Here is a 17097-nt window from a genome sequence, read left to right as displayed (position 1 = left end):
CGATGGAGATCCAGAGATGCACACCACGCTGATACGCCACAAAATCCTGACGATTCCGGGCCTCGACAACAGCGGCCCGCGCCATTGGCAGAGCCTGTGGGAACATAAATTCGCCGACTGCGAGCGAGTCGACCTCGGCAACTGGGCCGCGCCCGCAAAGGACCAATGGGTCGAACGCATCGCCGACGCGATCGCCGCCGAGGACGAACCGGTGCTGATCGCGGCGCACAGCCTCGGCTGCCACGCCTTCGCCCACTGGTTCGCCCATGCCGGCGGCGTCGCCCGTGCCCGCGTCGCCGGGGCGCTGCTCGTCGCGCCGCCCGACCTCGGCGACCTGCGCCGCGACAGCCGCGTCGCCGACTTCAGCGACGCCCCCGCCTTCACCTCGCGCACCCCGATCGTCGTGGTGGCGAGCGACAATGATCCCTATGCCAAGACCTCGCACGTCTGGCGGCTGTCGCGGCAATGGGACGCGCGCTTCGTCAATGCCGGGCCGTTCGGGCATATCAACGCCGACTCGGGCGTCGCCGATTGGCCTTATGGACAGTATCTGCTCGCATCGTTACAACCCGCGCCCACGCCCGCCCTCGCCGACGAAGCGCTTTGGCTCCGCAGCGGAGACTGGCCCAATCGTCTCGCGCGGCGCGATCCGCGGTTCGACTTCAAGGAAAGCCTGCACCGACCATGAAAGCCAATTCGATCCTCGATACCATCGGCAACACCCCGCACATCCGGGTCGCCAAGCTGTTCCCCGACGCAGAAGTCTGGGTGAAGTCGGAACGCAGCAACCCGGGCGGGTCGATCAAGGATCGCATCGGCCTGGCGATGATCGAGGCGGCCGAGCGTGACGGCAGCCTTCAACCCGGCGGCACCATCGTCGAGCCGACGTCGGGCAACACCGGCATCGGCCTCGCGATGGCCGCCGCGGTCAAGGGCTACAAGCTCGTGCTCGTCATGCCCGAAAGCATGTCGCTCGAACGCCGCCGCCTGATGCTCGCCTATGGCGCGACCTTCGACCTGACGCCGCGCGAAAAGGGCATGAAGGGTGCGATCGAACGCGCGATCGAATTGGTCGAGACGACTCCGGGCGCGTGGATGCCGCAGCAGTTCGAGAATGAGGCGAACATCGACGTCCATGTCCGCACCACCGGCCCCGAAATCCTCGCCGATTTCGCCGACACCCCGATCGACGCGCTGATCACCGGGGTTGGCACCGGCGGCCATATCACCGGCGTTGCGCAATTTCTGAAAGGCCATTGGCCGAACCTCAAGGTCTTCGCGGTCGAGCCCGTCGCATCGCCGGTCATCTCGGGCGGCCAACCCGGCCCGCATCCGATCCAGGGCATCGGCGCCGGCTTCATCCCGCGCAACCTGCACACCGACCTGCTCGACGGCGTGATCAAGGTCGAGGCCGCCGACGCCAAGGACTATGCGCGCCGCTCGGCGACCGAGGAAGGCATGCTCGTCGGCATCTCGTCGGGCGCCACCCTTGCCGCGATCGCCCAGAAACTCGCCGAGCTGCCCGCGGGCAGCCGCGTCCTCGGCTTCAACTACGACACCGGCGAACGCTACCTCTCGGTCCCCGACTTCCTCCCGGAAATCTGAGGCACTCCCATGGCGCGCGAAGCGCCCGCAGCAACGACGCCATTGTGGCGCGACCGGTCGGCATGGCTGTTCGCGCTGCTGGCGGTCGGCGCGATCGTCGCGGTGCTCTACGCGAGCAGCCTCGGCGGTCCCGCGCGCTACAGCGTGCACCTGCCTCCCGTCGCGCCGCCCGCCAGCACGGTTCCGGAGGTGCTCCCGATGGAATTGGCGCCGATCGCCGAGGACGACGCGCGCGCCGCCAATGCCAAAATCCCGCTGGTGACCAAGGGTTTCGTCGCGGCGCGACCCTTCGTCTATGCCGGCGACGCCGACAACCGCGGACGCGCGCGCGACTGCCTCGCCGCCGCGATGCTCTATGAGGCGGGCGACGACAACAAGGGCCAACGCTCGGTCGGCCAGGTCATCATCAACCGCGTCCGCCATCCCGCCTTCCCCAAATCGATCTGCGGCGTCGTGTTCCAGGGGTCGGAACGCGTCACCGGCTGCCAGTTCACCTTCACCTGCGACGGCGCGTTGGCCCGCCGCTATTCGGATGCCGCGTGGACGCGGGCGCAGGTCAATGCCGAGATCATCCTGTCGGGCGGCACCGACCCGTCGGTCGGCCTCGCGACGCATTACCACACCGACTGGGTGCGCCCCTATTGGAGCGACAGCCTCGAAAAGATCGCGGTCGTCGACACCCATCTCTTCTTCCGCTGGCCCGGCTATTGGGGGACGCCCGGTGCCTTTCGCGGCAACGTCGCGGGGGTCGAGGCACCGGTCGCCAAGATGGCGGCGCTCTCGCCGCTGCACATGGCCGGCCTCCCTGCCGAACTCGCCGCCACCGAGGTCGACCCCGCCGCCGGCGAACCGCGCGTCACCGGTGCCGCGGTGCCCGGCCAGGTGGTCTCGGGCGGGCGCGAGACGATCACCATCACCCTCGACCGCAAGGCGACCCCCGAAAGCTTCGTCACCCTCGCGCTGCGCCTCTGCGGCACCCGCGAATATTGCAAGTTCATGGGCTGGACCAACCCGGTGCTCAAGCCCGAGAGCGAAGCGATGAGCGACATGCAGCGGTCGGCGATGACCTTCTCCTATCTGCGCGACGACAAGGCGGGATTCGAGAAGGCGCTGTGGAACTGCAGCGAGTTTAAGCGCGACGATGTGCGGCAGTGCATGAAGCGGTGATTGGGGCGTAGTCCGGCGACAGCATTGCGGTCGTAGCTCCTCTCCCCTTGAGGGAGAGGATAGCGTAGCTTGCTCCGACAGGAGCTAGCGAAGCTTGGTGAGGGGCTGCGACGTCAGCGGACGCAAAACCCCCTCACAACTGCGCTAGGCAGCAAGCTGCCAAGCCTTCATATCTCTCCCTCAAGGGGAGAGAGGGTCATCCATCCAGCGTCTGCTCCTGCCCGGAACCTGTCCTATGGCCGGATCAGATATTTCTCGCCCGTCCGCTTCGCATTATAGCCCGCGATCACATCGAGGTTCAAAGCCTCGACCAGCGAAATCTCATGGCTGTAATGGCTCTTGAACGTCGTCGTCAGTTCGTCGACCACGCGTTTGCGGAGCCGCATATTGGTCTCCATCCCCGCCTTCTGCAGGAACGGCGTCAGCAGGAAGCCCGACAGCGACCAGGTCAGCCCGAAGCTGCGGTTCAGCACCGTCGGCCCCAGGTCGAGCGCGCCATAGATATAGACCTGCTTGAACGTGTCCGAGCCATAGCGGCTGTACGTCGTCATCCGCTTCACCGCCGCGACCTCCATCGCCGACAATATCTGCCCGGCGAGCTTGCCGCCGCCGATCGCATCGAAACCCAGCGTCGCGCCGGTCTCGACCAGCGCCGCGGTCAGCTGCTCGACGAAATCGTCAGCGCCGCTGTTGACGATATGCGTCGCGCCGATGCCCTTCAAGATTTCGACCTGCGCATCGCTGCGCACGATGTTGACCAGCGGAATACCGTCCTTGGCGCAGATCTTGACGAGCATCTGGCCGAGGTTCGACGCCGCCGCGGTGTGGACGAGCGCGCTATGCCCCTCGGCCTTCATCGTCTCGGTGAAGGCGAGCGACGTCAGCGGATTGACGAAGCAGGAGGCGCCGTCGGCGGGCTCGGTGCCGTCGGGCAGGACCATGCACATCATCGCCGGCAGGCAGCGATATTCGGCATAGATTTCGCCGCCGATCAGCGCGACGGTCTTGCCGACCAGCGCCTGCGCCTCGGGCGACGCGCCCGCTTTCACGACCAGCCCGCAGCCTTCGTTGCCGATCGCCAGCGCATCGCCGACGCGGCCCGTCATCGCGCGCATCCCGGCGGGCGGAATATCGGCGCTGATCACCGGCAGCCCGTCGCGCTCCGACGCCCGCGCGGTCGACATGTCGGCGCCGCCGAACAGCAGGCCGAGGTCCGACGGGTTGATCGGGGTCGCGAGAATCTTGACCAGCACCTCATGCGCCGCGGGTTCGGGCATCGGGCGGCGCTCGAACGACACCTCAAGTTCGCCCTCAGGCTTCACCAGCGTCAGCATCACGAGGTTGGTGTCAGGCAGGTCGGTCATCGCGCGTCTCCCATGGGTTCGGTTTTTCGATGCAACCGAAATAGGCGGACACGGCCGGACTGGCAATCGCGAAGCGCGACGCCCGTGTGGTTTTTGAAGGTAGATATAAGGGATTCCCCTCCCTTTCAGGGAGGGAAGAGAGAAGGCCGCAACCGCCCGGAACCTACCTCGCCCGCGCCCTACTCCGCCGCGACAAACTCCGCTGCCAGCCGCAACGCTTCCGCCGCGAATTCCTTCCGGCAGATCAGCAGGTCGGGCAAATAGGGATTCGCACAATTATACACCAAAGGCGACCCGTCGACCCGGCTGACGTGCAGCCCCGCCGCCGCCGCCACCGCCGCGGGGGCGCAATTGTCCCATTCATACTGCCCGCCGGTGTGGAGATAGATGTCGGCCTCGCCGCGCACCACCGCCATCGCCTTGGCGCCCGCCGACCCCATGCCGAGCAGTTCGGCGCCCATCTTCTCAGCGACGAACACCGCTTCGGCGGCGGGGCGGGTGCGGCTGACCAGCATCTTCGGCGGCACATTCGCCGGTGCGAGCGGCTTCGGCGCCCCCGACGTCAGCGTCAAGCCGAGTCCCGGCAGCGCCACCGCGCCCACCGTCGGCACGCCATCGACCGCCAGCGCGACATGCACCGCCCAGTCGCTGCGCCCCTCGCTATATTCGCGGGTACCGTCGAGCGGATCGACCACCCACACGCGGCTGAACGAACAGCGGGTCACGCTGTCTTTTTCCTCTTCGGACAGGATCGCGTCGTCGGGCCGCGCGGTGCGCAATTCGTGCATCAGCATCGCATTGGCGCGCGCATCGCCGGCGTTGCCGAGCGCCTTGCCCTCGAACTCGCCCGACGCCTGCAACGCGAGCAGGATCACCCCCGCCGCGGTTGCCAGCCGCTCGGCCAGCGCCTCGTCACTTTCATGAATCATCTTTTACCCCAGCAAGCGGTCCACGATCAGGTCCGCCGCCTCTTCGGGGGTCATCGCGGTGGTGTCTATCCTGATTTCGGCGTCTTCGGGCGCTTCGTAAGGGCTGTCGATACCGGTGAAGTTTTTGAGCTGTCCGGCGCGGGCCTTTTTGTAGAGACCCTTGACGTCGCGCTTCTCGGCTTCGACCAGCGGCGTGTCGATGAATATCTCGACGAACTCGCCCGCGGGCAGCATCGATCGCACCATGTCGCGTTCGACCTTGAACGGGCTGATGAACGCGGTGATCACGATCAGCCCGGCGTCGGTCATCAGCTTGGCGACCTCGCCGACGCGGCGGATATTCTCGATCCGGTCGGCCTCGGTAAAGCCGAGGTCCTTGTTCAGCCCGTGGCGGACATTGTCGCCGTCGAGCAGGAAGGTATGCCGGTTCATCCGGTGGAGCTTCTTCTCGACGAGGTTGGCGATCGTCGACTTGCCCGACCCCGACAGCCCGGTGAACCACAGGACGGCGGGCTTCTGGTTCTTCAGCCCCGCATGCGCCTCGCGGCCGATGTCGAGCGCCTGCCAATGGACATTCTGGGCGCGGCGCAGGCTGAAGTGCAGCATGCCCGCCGCGACCGTCGCGTTGGTGAGCTTGTCGATGAGGATGAACCCGCCGAGGCTGCGGTTGTCGCCATAGGCCTCGAACACCAGCGGCTTGTCGGTCGCGACCTCGACGACCCCGATGCCGTTGAGCTCGAGCGTCTTCGCCGCGAGATGGTCTAGCGTGTTGACGTTGATCTCATACTTGGGCGCCTGCACCGTCGCCGAGACGCTCTGCGTCGCGAGCTTCAGCCAATAAGCGCGGCCGGGGATCATCGCCTCGTCGGCCATCCACACGAGCGTCGCCTCGAACCGGTCGGCGACCTCGGGCGGCGCATCGGCGAGCGCGATGACATCGCCGCGCGAACAATCGACCTCGTCGGCGAGGCAGAGCGTCACCGACTGCCCGGCGACCGCTTCGGGCAAGTCGCCGTCGAGGGTGACGATGCGGCTGACGGTCGAGGTCTTGCCGCTCGGCAGGATGCGCACCGCATCGCCCGGCTTGATGGATCCGCCCGCGATGAGGCCGGAGAAGCCGCGGAAGTCGAGGTTCGGGCGGTTGACCCATTGCACCGGCATGCGAAAGGGCTGCTCGACATCGCGCTGCGCGGCAACTTCGACCGCTTCGAGATGCTCGACCAGCGCCGGTCCCTTGTACCAGGGGGTGTTGTCCGACAGCGCGGTGATATTGTCGCCCTTGAACCCCGAGATCGGGATCGCGGTGAAGTGGGTGATGCCGATCTCGGTCGCGAAGGCGCGGTACGAGAGCAGGATGCGCTCGAACACCGCCTTGTCGTAATCGACGAGGTCCATCTTGTTCACCGCGAGCACGATATGGCGGATGCCGATCAGGTGCGCGAGATAGCTGTGGCGGCGGGTCTGGGTCAGCACGCCCTTGCGCGCGTCGATCAGGATCACCGCGAGGTCGGCGGTCGAGGCGCCGGTGACCATGTTGCGGGTATATTGCTCGTGCCCCGGGGTGTCGGCGACGATGAACTTGCGCTTCTCGGTGGTGAAGAAGCGGTAAGCGACGTCGATCGTGATCCCCTGCTCGCGCTCGGCGGCGAGGCCGTCGACGAGCAAAGCGAAGTCGATCTCGCCGCCCTGGGTGCCGACGCGCTTGCTGTCGGCTTCCAAGGCCGCCAGCTGATCCTCGAAGATCATCTTGCTGTCGTAGAGCAGCCGCCCGATCAGCGTCGACTTGCCGTCGTCGACCGAGCCGCAGGTGATGAAGCGCAGCAAGGACTTTTGCTGATGCTGCGCGAGATAGGCGTCGATATCCTCGGCGATGAGCGCGTCGGTGACGTAGACGGGGGCAGCGGGTGCCTCGGGGGGGCTGTCGGTCATCAGAAATACCCCTCCTGCTTCTTCTTCTCCATCGACGCGTCGCCGCCGTCCTTGTCGATCGCGCGGCCCTGCCGTTCCGACGTCGTCGTCAGCAGCATCTCCTGGATCACTTCGCTCAAGGTCGCCGCCTCGCTCTCGACCGCGCCGGTGAGCGGGTAGCAGCCCAAGGTGCGGAAGCGGATCGAGCGGGTCACGGGCACCTCGCCGTCCTTGAGCGGGAAGCGGTCGTCGTCGACCATCAGCAGCAGCCCGTCGCGCTCCACCGTCGGGCGCGGCGCCGCGAAGTAGAGCGGCACGATCGGGATATTCTCGCGCGCGATGTACTGCCAGATGTCGAGCTCGGTCCAGTTCGAGATCGGGAACACCCGGATGCTCTCGCCCTTCGCTTTCCTGGCGTTGTAGAGGTTCCACAGCTCGGGGCGCTGCTTCTTGGGATCCCAGCCATGGCTCGCGGTGCGGAACGAGAAGATGCGCTCCTTGGCGCGGCTCTTCTCCTCGTCGCGGCGCGCGCCGCCAAAGGCGACGTCGAAGCCATGCAAATCGAGCGCCTGCTTCAGCCCCTCGGTCTTCCACATGTCGGTGTGCAAGGGACCATGGTCGAACGGGTTGATCCCCCGCGCCTTCGCCTCGGGGTTCTGGTAGACGAGCAGCTCCATGCCGCTCTCGGCCGCCATCCGGTCGCGCAGCTCATACATCGCCTGAAACTTCCAGGTCGTATCGACGTGGAGCAGCGGGAACGGCGGCGGCGAGGGGTAAAAGGCCTTGCGCGCCAGGTGCAGCATCACCGCGCTGTCCTTGCCCACCGAATACAGCATCACCGGCGCCGCCGCATCCGCCAGCACCTCGCGCATGATGTGAATCGCCTCCGACTCCAAGCGGTCAAGATGGGTCAGGTTCGATGGACTTTGCGGCGTGGGAGACGACAAGCTCCGGTTCCTCTTTATTCGATGACGCTGGATCGGCGACATACGCGCCTATCCGGCGTAGACCATTCCCAAATGGGAGCCACGCGGACGACCGTCCGCGCCGATCGCCCCTAGCCACTCGGCGCGCCGACAGGCAAGCAGTATGGGCTTTGCGGCAAAATAGTCTGGCTTGTGCATCCCCTTCTGTTTGCGGCACCTTCCTGCTAGTCGCAACAACAAGCAGATAGAGGAACATATGCGCGCCACCCCCGATTTCGATTTCGCGCTCGGCGACAATGCCGAGATGATCCGCGAGAGCGCCGCGCGCTTCGCCGACGACAAGATCGCGCCGCTCGCGGCCAGAGCCGATGCCGAGGACTGGTTCCCGCGCGACGAACTGTGGACCGCGATGGGCGACCTTGGCTTGCACGGCATCACCGTCGAGGAAGACTATGGCGGGCTGGGGCTCGGTTATCTCGAGCATGTCATCGCGGTCGAGGAAGTCAGCCGCGCATCGGGCGCGATCGGGCTCAGCTATGGCGCGCATTCGAACCTGTGCGTCAACCAGATCCGCCGCTGGGGCAATGCCGAGCAAAAGGCGAAATATCTCCCCAAGCTGATCTCGGGCGAGCATGTCGGCAGCCTGGCGATGTCCGAAGCCGGCGCGGGCAGCGACGTCGTGTCGATGAAGCTAAAGGCCGAGCGGAAGGGCAGCGGCTATGTCCTCAACGGCACCAAATTCTGGATCACCAACGCGACCTGCGCCGACACGCTCGTCGTCTATGCCAAGACCAGCCCCGAGGCGGGATCGCGCGGGATCACCGCCTTCCTGATCGAAAAGGACATGCCGGGGTTCAGCATCGGACAAAAGATCGACAAGGTCGGCATGCGCGGCTCGCCGACCGCCGAACTGGTGTTCGACGATTGCGAAGTGAGCGAAGAGCAGGTGATCGGCCCCGAAAATGGCGGCGTCGGCGTGCTGATGTCGGGGCTCGATTATGAACGCGTCGTGCTTGCCGGGCTCCAGCTCGGCATCATGCAGGCGTGCCTCGACACCGTGATTCCTTACGTCCGCGAGCGCAAGCAGTTCGGCAAACCGATCGGATCGTTCCAGCTGATGCAGGCGAAGGTCGCCGACATGTATGTCATGCTCCAGTCGGCGCGCTCCTATGTCTACAACGTCGCCAAGGCGTGCGACGCGGGGCAAACGACACGCTTCGACGCCGCCGGCTGCATCTTGCTGGCGAGCGAGAACGCGGTGAAGGTCGCGGGCGAAGCGATCCAGGCACTGGGCGGCGCGGGCTACACCAAGGACTGGCCGGTCGAACGCTATTGGCGCGACGCGAAGCTGCTCGACATCGGCGCCGGAACGAACGAAATTCGCCGTATGTTGATCGGCCGGGAGCTTATTGGGGCGGGCTGAGACCAGCCGAAGGGGGGCTAAATGAGGGGTATTGGCGGCGGGATACGCGGCGCGTGAACTGGCTATGGCTTGCCGCCGCGGCGATGGTCGCATCGGCCCTCACCCATTCGATTCTGGGCGAAAAGCGGCTGATCCAGCCGCTGCTGCGCATCAAGCGCGGCATCCTGCTCGCCGACCTGCCGCGCAAGGTCTTCCGCTTCGCGTGGCACGCGATGGCGGTGCTGATGCTGCTGTCGGCGGCGACGGTCGCCTGGCCGGGCACGCCGCGCGGGCTGATTATCGTCCTCGGCGTCGGCTGGCTGGGAACCGGACTGGTCAACGCCGCGTGTACCGGTGGACGGCACATCATCTGGCCCTTTCTGGCCGGATCGGGGGTGCTGGCGCTGATCGGAGCATGGGCTTGAACGACACGCTGCTGACCGCGATGCAATATTATGGCGCTGGCGCCGCGACGCTGGCGGCGCTCGTCGTCTCGCTCAACCTCGGCCGACGCTGGACCGGCTGGGCGTTCGTGGTGTTCGTGACGAGCAGCATCGCGCTGGTCGCGTGGGGCTTTCTGCAACCCGAGAGCGAGGGCATTGGGTGGCAGAATATCGCGTTGCTGATCATCAACGCGATCGGGGTCTACCGTTATCTGATCCTGAAGGAAAAGCCGGGGGCGGAGCAGCCTCCCGACTAACCGTCATTGCGAGCGAAGCGAAGCAATCCAGGGCGGTTTACGCCTACTCTCTGGATTGCCGCGTCGCTTCGCTCTTCGCAATGACGAGGCTTATCTACCCCCAAACCCGCACGCGTTTGTCGGGCGCCAGATACAGCTTGTCGCCTTCCTTCACGTCGAACGCCTTGTACCAGGCGTCGAGGTTGCGGACCGTCAGCGCGCGGTACATGCCCGGCGCATGGCCGTCGGTCGCGACGCGCGCGCGCAGCGCCTCGTCGCGCATCTTGGTCGCCCAGGTCTGCGCATAGGCGATGAAGAAACGCTGGTCGCCGGTGAAGCCGTCGATCACCGGCGCCTCCTTGCCGTTCAGCGATGCGCGATAGGCGTCATAGGCCGCCTGCAAGCCAGCGACGTCGGCGATATTCTCACCCAGCGTCAGCTTGCCGTTGATCGCGAGGTCGGGAAACGGCTTGTAGGTGTCGAACTGCGCCGCGAGCGCAGCACCCGCCGCGTTGAACTTCGCGAGATCGGCCGGGGTCCACCAGTTGCGCAGCGCGCCAGTCGAATCGAACGCGGCGCCATTGTTGTCGAAGCTGTGGCTGATCTCATGACCGATCACCGCGCCGATCGCGCCATAATTATAGGCGGGATCGGCCTTGGGATTGAAGAAAGGCGGCTGCAGGATCGCGGCGGGGAAGTTGAGCGCGTTCTGGACCGGCAGGTTCACGGCATTGACCGTCTGCGGCACCATCCACCATTCGCCCTTGTCCATCGGCTTGCCGATCTTGGCGAACTGGTGCGCCGTTTCGGCCTTTTCGCCCGCGACGACATTGGCATAGGCATCGTTGCCGACCGTGTAGCTGCCATAATCGCGCCAGCTGTCGGGATAACCGACGCCGACGACGATCGTCTCGACCTTCTTGATTGCTTCCTTCTTGGTGTCGGGCGCCATCCAGTCGATGCCCTCGACCCGCTTGGCAAAGGCACCTTTGATATTGCTCACCATGTCGCCGACTTCGGCCTTCGCCGAGGCGGGGAAATATTTGTCGGCATAGGCCTTGCCGACCGCATCGCCGAGATAGGTATCGAGCGCGTCGAGCGCGCGCTTGTCACGCGCACGCTGCTGCGGCGTGCCGGCCAGCGTCGTGCCGTAAAAGGCGAAATGGACGTTGTCGATCGCGGTCGGCAGCACGTCGCTGTGCGTATTGATCTGGTGGAAAACCAGCCAGTCCTTCCACGCGTCGAGCGGTTCGGATGCGACGAGCGCCGACAGGCCGGTGATCGCCGCTGCGTGATAGGCACCGAACTTGCTCGCGCCGTCCAGTCCGGCACCAGCCAGATAGGCCGACCAGTCGATGCCGGGGGCCTTTTTCGCGAAATCGGCCTTGCTCCACACGCCCGACGATTTGGCGAAATCCTCGCTGTCTTCGCGCGACACATGCGCCTTGGCGATCTTGACCTCGAGATCGTAGATGCGCTTCGCCTTCGCGGCGGCATCGGCCTGCCCCGCAGCGGTCAGCAGCCTGGCGATATAGGCCTGATATTCTGTGCGGATCTTCGCCATCTTGGGATCGGCGGACAGATAATATTCGCGCTCGGGCAAACCCAGCCCGCCTTGCAGCACATAGGGAATGACGTCGCCCGGCGTCGCAAGCCCCTGCGTCACGAAAATGCCGAACAGGTTTTCGGTGTTGAAGTCGGTGGCGTTCAGCGGGTCGACGTCGGCGCGCGTCTGTTCGCCCAGTATCTTCGACAGCGCCGCCTTGTCGGCGATCGCATCGAAGCGCGCGATGTCGGCCGCCACCGGCTTCATGCCCGCGGCATCGATCGCCTTGGTATCGACATAGGCGCGATAAAAGGCCGCGATGCGCGAATTGTTGCTGTCCGCGCCCGGCGCGCCCTTGACGATCGCATCGACCAGTTCGCGGTTGCGCTTTTCGGTTTCGAGCTGCGCCACATAGAAAGCGCCGATGTTCGACCGGTCGGCCGGAATCTCGGTCGTCTTCGCCCAATTGCCGTTGGCGTAAGCGAAGAAGTCGTCGCCCGGCTTGGCGGTGGTGTCCATCGCCGCCTTGCTGATGCCGAGTTCGGTGCCGACGGTATAGGCGGCGCTGCTTGCCTCCTTGCCGCTGGTGCAGGCAACGGGGCCACCGAGGATCGCCGCGGAGGACAGCAGGATGGCGAGGATGGGATGCTTCATGGGGGGAAGGACCTTGTCTGTTTCAAAATATGCCGAAGCGATACGCCTGTGTGCCGATGGTTTCAACGCCAACCGATTTCGGCGTGCGGCGCTTTCCAATCGACGAGCGACCGGCTAACTCCGCCCTTCTGAACGGGAGAGTAATGGACGTGAGCGCACCGGTCCTCGGAACCATGATCAACGCCGATAGCGAAGCCTATCGCGCCAATGCCGCACACAATATCGCGCTGCGGGAGGAACTGCGGGCACGCGTCGCCGAAGCCGGGCTGGGCGGCAATGAAAAGTCGCGCGAGCGCCACACCAGCCGAGGCAAACTACTGCCGCGCGAGCGCGTCGAGCGGCTGCTCGATCCGGGCTCGCCCTTCCTCGAAATCGGCCAGCTGGCCGCGAACGACCTCTACGACGGCGAAGTGCCCGGCGCGGGGCTGATCTGCGGCATCGGCCGCGTGTCGGGGCGCCAGTGCATGATCGTGTGCAACGATGCCACCGTGAAGGGCGGCACTTACTATCCGCTGACGGTGAAGAAGCATCTTCGCGCGCAGGAGATTGCCGAGGCGAACCGCCTGCCCTGCATCTACCTCGTCGACAGCGGCGGCGCGAACCTGCCGCATCAGGATCAGGTGTTTCCCGACCGCGACCATTTCGGGCGCATCTTCTTCAACCAGGCGACGATGAGCGCCAAGCGCATCCCGCAGATCGCCTGCGTGATGGGAAGCTGCACCGCGGGCGGCGCTTATGTGCCCGCGATGAGCGACGAGACGGTGATCGTCCGCAACCAGGGCACGATCTTCCTCGCCGGCCCGCCGCTGGTCAAGGCGGCGACGGGCGAAGAAATCAGCGCCGAGGACCTCGGCGGCGGCGATTTGCACGCGAAGAAATCGGGGGTCGTCGACCATCTCGCCGAGAATGACGAGCATGCGCTGACCATCGTCCGCGACATCGTCAGCCATTTGGGAACCAACGCGGGCTTCGACGTCGCTATCAAGGACCCGCGTCCGCCCAAATATGACGGCGAGGAGCTTTACGGCATCGTCCCGCAGGATGTACGCGCGCCCTATGACGTGCACGAAGTGATCGCGCGCATCGTCGACGGCAGCGAGTTCCACGAATTCAAGGCCAATTACGGCAGTACGCTCGTCTGCGGCTTCGCGCATATCTGGGGCATCCCGGTCGCGATCCTGGCGAACAATGGCGTGCTGTTCAGCGAGAGCGCGGTCAAGGGCGCGCATTTCATCGAACTGGCGCAGCAGCGGCGCATCCCCCTGCTCTTCCTGCAGAATATCAGCGGCTTCATGGTCGGTGGCAAGTACGAAGCCGAAGGCATTGCGAAACATGGCGCAAAGCTGGTGACAACGGTCGCGACGGCGACGGTGCCGAAGATCACCGTGCTGATCGGCGGCAGCTTTGGCGCGGGCAATTATGGCATGTGCGGGCGCGCCTATTCGCCGCGTTTCCTGTTCACCTGGCCCAATGCGCGAATTTCGGTGATGGGCGGCGAACAGGCGGCGAGCGTGCTGGCGACGGTGCACCGCGATGCGGAGAAGTGGACGGCGGAGGAGGCCGAGGCCTTCAAGGCGCCGATCCGGCAAAAGTACGAGGATGAGGGCAATCCCTATCATGCCACGGCGCGGCTGTGGGACGATGGGATCATCGACCCGGCGCAGACGCGCGATGTGCTGGGGCTGGCCTTCGCGGCGACGCTGAACGCGCCAGTGGAAGAGCGCGGGTTCGGCGTGTTCCGGATGTAATTCGGCGAGGGGGGCGGAAATGACACGAGACTATCACGGCGTGATGAACGCCGCGGTCGACCTGGAGCAGTTTCGGGGATTTCTTACAGTCGAGGAAGAAAAGCAGCAGCGAGAAGCCACGGGTCGTTTCAATTCGGCGCGTAATCGCTTCGTCTATGACGCGCTGAGGGGGGGCGAGGAACCGGAAGCGGTGAAGCGCGGCGTCGAAGCGGAAATCGGCGCCATGATCGCCGCCGACGACTATAGGGCGGCGACATATCATTTCGTCCGCGACGAACTGTTCGCGCGGATCGACCGTGAAGCTGGCAAGCGGCCTTGGGTCCGTTCGATGTGGCGCTGGTCGCCGACCGCCTTGGGGGTGCTGTTGGCATGCATCTATTTCGGGGTGCGGCTAGCCAGCGGGGTGACCATCGACCAGCCCGAAACGAGCAAGCAGGGTTTGATCCAGCGCGCGGCCGCCTTCGAAAAGGCGGCGACCTACAACGAGTGGATCAACACCGATACCCGGCGTGGCGGCTGGTTGAAGGGTCTATTGCTCTGGCCGATCGAGCCGTCGGAAGCGGAAATCAAGGGTGCCCGCGAGTTCGCATCGCTCGCGCTCGAAGGATATGACGTGTTGTCGGAACGAGGCGAAATCTGCGGGACCTTGGCAGCGGGACCTAGCGATCAACTGTCTGCGGAACAGATCGCGTTCACGAGCGATATTGCAGAGCACATCCAACGCGACGGCACGGCGTGGCAGGCGCCACCGGTCATGACTATTCTTCAGCCGATCAGGACAAAATATCCGTGCTAAGGGCTCATCGATGATCAACTCCCTCCTCATCGCCAATCGCGGCGAAATTGCCTGCCGTATCATCCGCACCGCGCGCGAGATGGGAATTCGGACCGTCGCGGTCTATTCGGAGGCCGACGCGAAGGCGCTGCATGTGCGCGAGGCCGATGAGGCGGTGCATATCGGGCCGTCGCCGGCGCGTGAATCCTATCTGATCGGTGAGAAGATCATCGCCGCCGCGAAGGCTACCGGCGCCGAGGCGATCCATCCCGGTTATGGGTTCCTATCGGAGAATGCCGAGTTCGCACAGGCGGTTGCCGATGCCGGGCTCGTGTGGGTCGGCCCCAAGCCTTCGTCGATCACCGCGATGGGCCTCAAGGACGCGGCCAAGAAGCTGATGGCCGAGGCCGGGGTGCCGGTGACGCCGGGCTATATGGGCGAAAATCAGGACCCCGCCTTCCTCGCCGAACAGGCCGGGCAAATCGGCTACCCCGTGCTGATCAAGGCGGTCGCCGGCGGCGGCGGCAAGGGGATGCGCAAGGTCGAAGCCGCGGCCGATTTCTTCGACGCGCTCGCCTCGTGCCAGCGCGAGGCGGCGGCGTCGTTCGGCAACGCCCATGTGCTGATCGAGAAATATATTCTGACCCCGCGCCATATCGAGGTGCAGGTCTTCGGCGACACCCACGGCAACGTCGTCCATCTGTTCGAGCGCGACTGCTCGCTCCAGCGCCGTCATCAGAAAGTGATCGAGGAAGCCCCTGCCCCCGGCATGGACGACGCGACGCGCGCCGACCTCTGCGACGCCGCGGTGCGCGCGGCAAAGGCGGTCGACTATGTCGGCGCCGGCACGATCGAGTTCATCGCCGACGCCAGCGAAGGCCTGCGCGCCGACCGCATCTGGTTCATGGAAATGAACACGCGGCTCCAGGTCGAGCATCCGGTGACCGAGGAAATCACCGGCGTCGATCTGGTCGAATGGCAGCTGCGCGTCGCATCGGGCGAGCCGATTCCGCTGACGCAGGACGAGCTGGCGATCAACGGCTGGGCGATGGAAGCGCGGCTTTACGCCGAGGATCCCGCCAAGGGCTTCCTGCCCTCGATCGGCACACTCGAACTGTTCCAGCTTCCCGAACAACTCGGCCGCGTCGACACCGGCGTCTATGAGGGCGCCGAAGTGTCGCCCTTCTACGACCCGATGATCGCCAAGGTCATCGCCTGGGGCGAGGATCGCGAGGAAGCGCGCGAACTCTTGTCCGAAATGCTCGAGGACAGCGCGATCTGGCCGGTGAAGACCAATTCGGCCTTCCTGATCAACGCGCTCGACCACCCCGATTTCGTTGCGGGCAGCGTCGATACCGGGCTGATCGGCCGCGACGGCGACAGCATGACCGCCGAGCCCGAGCCGTCGGCGCAGGCGCTGACCAACGCCGCGATGGCGATGACGCCGCGTGTCCTGCAGGCGGGCTTCCGTCTCAACGCGCCCGATGTGCGCAGTGCCCCCTTCCTGCTCGACGGCAAGCGCGTCGAGGTGATGCTCCACGGCCCCGGCGCTGAAGAACCCGCCCCCGCGATGCTCGTCGCCGAGGCGGGATCGGTGTGGCAGCTCACCCCATGGCGCGCCGCGGGAAGCACCGGCGGCGCGGCGGGTGACGGCGCGATCCTCTCGCCGATGCCCGGCAAGATCATCGCGGTGGAGGTCGCCGCGGGCGACACGGTGACCAAGGGCCAGAAACTGCTGACGCTCGAAGCGATGAAGATGGAGCACAGCCTGACCGCGCCCTTCGACGGGGTGGTCGCCGAACTCAATGCGGTGGCCGGCGCGCAAGTGCAGGTCGAAGCGCTGCTGGTGCGGATCGAGAAGGAAGAAGGCTGATGGCCGGCAAATATTTCGACGAATGGGCGATCGGCGACACGCTGGCGCACGACATCCGCCGCACGGTGACCGAGACCGACAATCTGCTGTTCACGGTGATGACCCACAATCCACAGCCGCTGCACCTCGACGTCGAGGCGGCGAAGGCGTCGGAGTTCGGGCAGATCCTCGTCAACGGCACCTTCACCTTCAGCCTGATGGTCGGGCTGTCGGTCGGCGACACGACGCTCGGCACGCTGGTCGCCAATCTCGGTTACGACAAGCTCGTCATGCCCAAGCCGGTGTTCATCGGCGACACGCTTCGCGCCGAATCCGAAGTCGTTGGTCTCAAGGAGTCCAAATCGCGGCCGAATGCGGGTATCGTGACCTTCCTGCACCGCGCGATCAACCAGCGCGACGAAATCGTCTGCCAGTGCGAACGCTCCGCGCTGATCAAGAAGAAGAACTGATTTTTCCGTTCGGTTCGAGCGAAGTCGAGAACCGTTTGCCCTTCGCGCGTCTCGACTTCGCTCGACACGAAC

At 65.3% G+C, this 17097-nt stretch carries 15 protein-coding genes; 10 read left to right on the top strand and 5 right to left on the bottom strand.

Annotated elements, in window-relative coordinates; translation table 11 throughout:
• The first annotated feature begins 16 nt into the window (after window positions 1-16).
• Genes AC3WS4_RS13065 through AC3WS4_RS13055 form a run of 3 tightly spaced genes read left to right on the top strand, consistent with a single transcriptional unit; the run spans window position 17 to window position 2772 of the window.
• Window positions 17-688, top strand: coding sequence for an RBBP9/YdeN family alpha/beta hydrolase (locus tag AC3WS4_RS13065; RefSeq protein ID WP_056351924.1), 672 nt, complete (start codon window positions 17-19; stop codon window positions 686-688).
• Entirely contained in the window at window positions 685-1605 is a 921-nt protein-coding gene (cysK, locus tag AC3WS4_RS13060) for a cysteine synthase A (RefSeq protein WP_187142226.1), read from the top strand. The genes AC3WS4_RS13065 and cysK overlap by 4 nt, the downstream gene beginning before the upstream one ends.
• 9 nt (window positions 1606-1614) lie before the next feature.
• A complete protein-coding gene (locus AC3WS4_RS13055) occupies window positions 1615-2772 on the top strand; it encodes a cell wall hydrolase (RefSeq protein WP_492739760.1) in 1158 nt (385 codons plus the stop codon).
• Between the two features lie 233 nt (window positions 2773-3005).
• Here AC3WS4_RS13055 and AC3WS4_RS13050 read toward each other — a convergent pair whose 3' ends face one another.
• From AC3WS4_RS13050 to cysD, 4 genes are all read right to left on the bottom strand, one after another.
• Window positions 3006-4136 (bottom strand): zinc-binding dehydrogenase, encoded by a 1131-nt coding sequence (locus AC3WS4_RS13050; protein WP_492739761.1) that lies wholly within the window; start codon window positions 4134-4136, stop codon window positions 3006-3008.
• A gap of 179 nt (window positions 4137-4315) precedes the next feature.
• Window positions 4316-5065 carry a 3'(2'),5'-bisphosphate nucleotidase CysQ gene (locus AC3WS4_RS13045; RefSeq protein ID WP_492739762.1) on the bottom strand — a complete coding sequence of 250 codons (750 nt, stop codon included), beginning with the start codon at window positions 5063-5065 and terminating at the stop codon, window positions 4316-4318.
• Window positions 5066-5068: 3 nt separating this feature from the next.
• Window positions 5069-6994 (bottom strand): sulfate adenylyltransferase subunit CysN, encoded by a 1926-nt coding sequence (cysN, locus tag AC3WS4_RS13040; RefSeq protein WP_492742820.1) that lies wholly within the window; start codon window positions 6992-6994, stop codon window positions 5069-5071.
• Window positions 6994-7920, bottom strand: coding sequence for a sulfate adenylyltransferase subunit CysD (cysD, locus tag AC3WS4_RS13035; RefSeq protein WP_492742818.1), 927 nt, complete (start codon window positions 7918-7920; stop codon window positions 6994-6996). Before cysD ends, cysN begins: the two co-directional genes overlap by 1 nt.
• A 235-nt stretch (window positions 7921-8155) precedes the next feature.
• On the opposite strand from cysD, the gene AC3WS4_RS13030 reads away from it, so the two are divergent.
• Genes AC3WS4_RS13030 through AC3WS4_RS13020 form a run of 3 tightly spaced genes read left to right on the top strand, consistent with a single transcriptional unit; the run spans window position 8156 to window position 10001 of the window.
• Window positions 8156-9322 carry an isovaleryl-CoA dehydrogenase gene (locus tag AC3WS4_RS13030; RefSeq protein ID WP_056347342.1) on the top strand — a complete coding sequence of 389 codons (1167 nt, stop codon included), beginning with the start codon at window positions 8156-8158 and terminating at the stop codon, window positions 9320-9322.
• A gap of 53 nt (window positions 9323-9375) precedes the next feature.
• A complete protein-coding gene (locus tag AC3WS4_RS13025; protein ID WP_492738104.1) occupies window positions 9376-9726 on the top strand; it encodes a hypothetical protein in 351 nt (116 codons plus the stop codon).
• Window positions 9723-10001: a hypothetical protein gene (locus tag AC3WS4_RS13020; RefSeq protein WP_492738105.1), complete on the top strand. Its 279-nt coding sequence runs from the start codon at window positions 9723-9725 to the stop codon at window positions 9999-10001. The genes AC3WS4_RS13025 and AC3WS4_RS13020 overlap by 4 nt, the downstream gene beginning before the upstream one ends.
• A gap of 94 nt (window positions 10002-10095) precedes the next feature.
• Here the strand turns inward: AC3WS4_RS13020 and AC3WS4_RS13015 are convergent, their stop codons facing one another.
• Window positions 10096-12180, bottom strand: a complete 2085-nt coding sequence (locus AC3WS4_RS13015; RefSeq protein ID WP_492738106.1) for a M13 family metallopeptidase — start codon at window positions 12178-12180, stop codon at window positions 10096-10098.
• A gap of 149 nt (window positions 12181-12329) precedes the next feature.
• Here AC3WS4_RS13015 and AC3WS4_RS13010 point away from each other — a divergent pair, with 149 nt between their 5' ends.
• Genes AC3WS4_RS13010 through AC3WS4_RS12995 form a run of 4 tightly spaced genes read left to right on the top strand, consistent with a single transcriptional unit; the run spans window position 12330 to window position 17025 of the window.
• Complete coding sequence (locus AC3WS4_RS13010) at window positions 12330-13928, top strand: carboxyl transferase domain-containing protein (protein WP_492738107.1); 1599 nt, start codon at window positions 12330-12332, stop codon at window positions 13926-13928.
• Between the two features lie 40 nt (window positions 13929-13968).
• A complete protein-coding gene (locus AC3WS4_RS13005; protein ID WP_492738108.1) occupies window positions 13969-14724 on the top strand; it encodes a hypothetical protein in 756 nt (251 codons plus the stop codon).
• A gap of 10 nt (window positions 14725-14734) precedes the next feature.
• Window positions 14735-16576 (top strand): acetyl/propionyl/methylcrotonyl-CoA carboxylase subunit alpha, encoded by a 1842-nt coding sequence (locus AC3WS4_RS13000; protein ID WP_492738109.1) that lies wholly within the window; start codon window positions 14735-14737, stop codon window positions 16574-16576.
• Window positions 16576-17025, top strand: coding sequence for a MaoC family dehydratase (locus AC3WS4_RS12995; protein ID WP_187141926.1), 450 nt, complete (start codon window positions 16576-16578; stop codon window positions 17023-17025). Before AC3WS4_RS13000 ends, AC3WS4_RS12995 begins: the two co-directional genes overlap by 1 nt.
• The last annotated feature ends 72 nt before the right edge of the window (window positions 17026-17097 follow it).

The organism is Sphingopyxis sp. EU05-FHT14B03 (genome assembly GCF_058790875.1).
The sequence above is the reverse complement of the archived record's forward strand: the minus strand, read 5'-3'. Positions and strand labels throughout refer to the sequence as shown.

What these genes read in the sequence shown, in the direction of transcription:
- cysN (WP_492742820.1), bottom strand. Translation starts at nt 6,994, where the DNA reads ATGACCGACAGCCCCCCCGAGGCACCCGCTGCCCCCGTCTACGTCACC.
- cysK (WP_187142226.1), top strand. Translation starts at nt 685, where the DNA reads ATGAAAGCCAATTCGATCCTCGATACCATCGGCAACACCCCGCACATC.
- AC3WS4_RS13065 (WP_056351924.1), top strand. Translation starts at nt 17, where the DNA reads ATGCACACCACGCTGATACGCCACAAAATCCTGACGATTCCGGGCCTC.
- AC3WS4_RS13000 (WP_492738109.1), top strand. Translation starts at nt 14,735, where the DNA reads ATGATCAACTCCCTCCTCATCGCCAATCGCGGCGAAATTGCCTGCCGT.
- AC3WS4_RS13045 (WP_492739762.1), bottom strand. Translation starts at nt 5,065, where the DNA reads ATGATTCATGAAAGTGACGAGGCGCTGGCCGAGCGGCTGGCAACCGCG.
- AC3WS4_RS13055 (WP_492739760.1), top strand. Translation starts at nt 1,615, where the DNA reads ATGGCGCGCGAAGCGCCCGCAGCAACGACGCCATTGTGGCGCGACCGG.
- AC3WS4_RS12995 (WP_187141926.1), top strand. Translation starts at nt 16,576, where the DNA reads ATGGCCGGCAAATATTTCGACGAATGGGCGATCGGCGACACGCTGGCG.
- AC3WS4_RS13030 (WP_056347342.1), top strand. Translation starts at nt 8,156, where the DNA reads ATGCGCGCCACCCCCGATTTCGATTTCGCGCTCGGCGACAATGCCGAG.
- AC3WS4_RS13015 (WP_492738106.1), bottom strand. Translation starts at nt 12,180, where the DNA reads ATGAAGCATCCCATCCTCGCCATCCTGCTGTCCTCCGCGGCGATCCTC.
- AC3WS4_RS13050 (WP_492739761.1), bottom strand. Translation starts at nt 4,136, where the DNA reads ATGACCGACCTGCCTGACACCAACCTCGTGATGCTGACGCTGGTGAAG.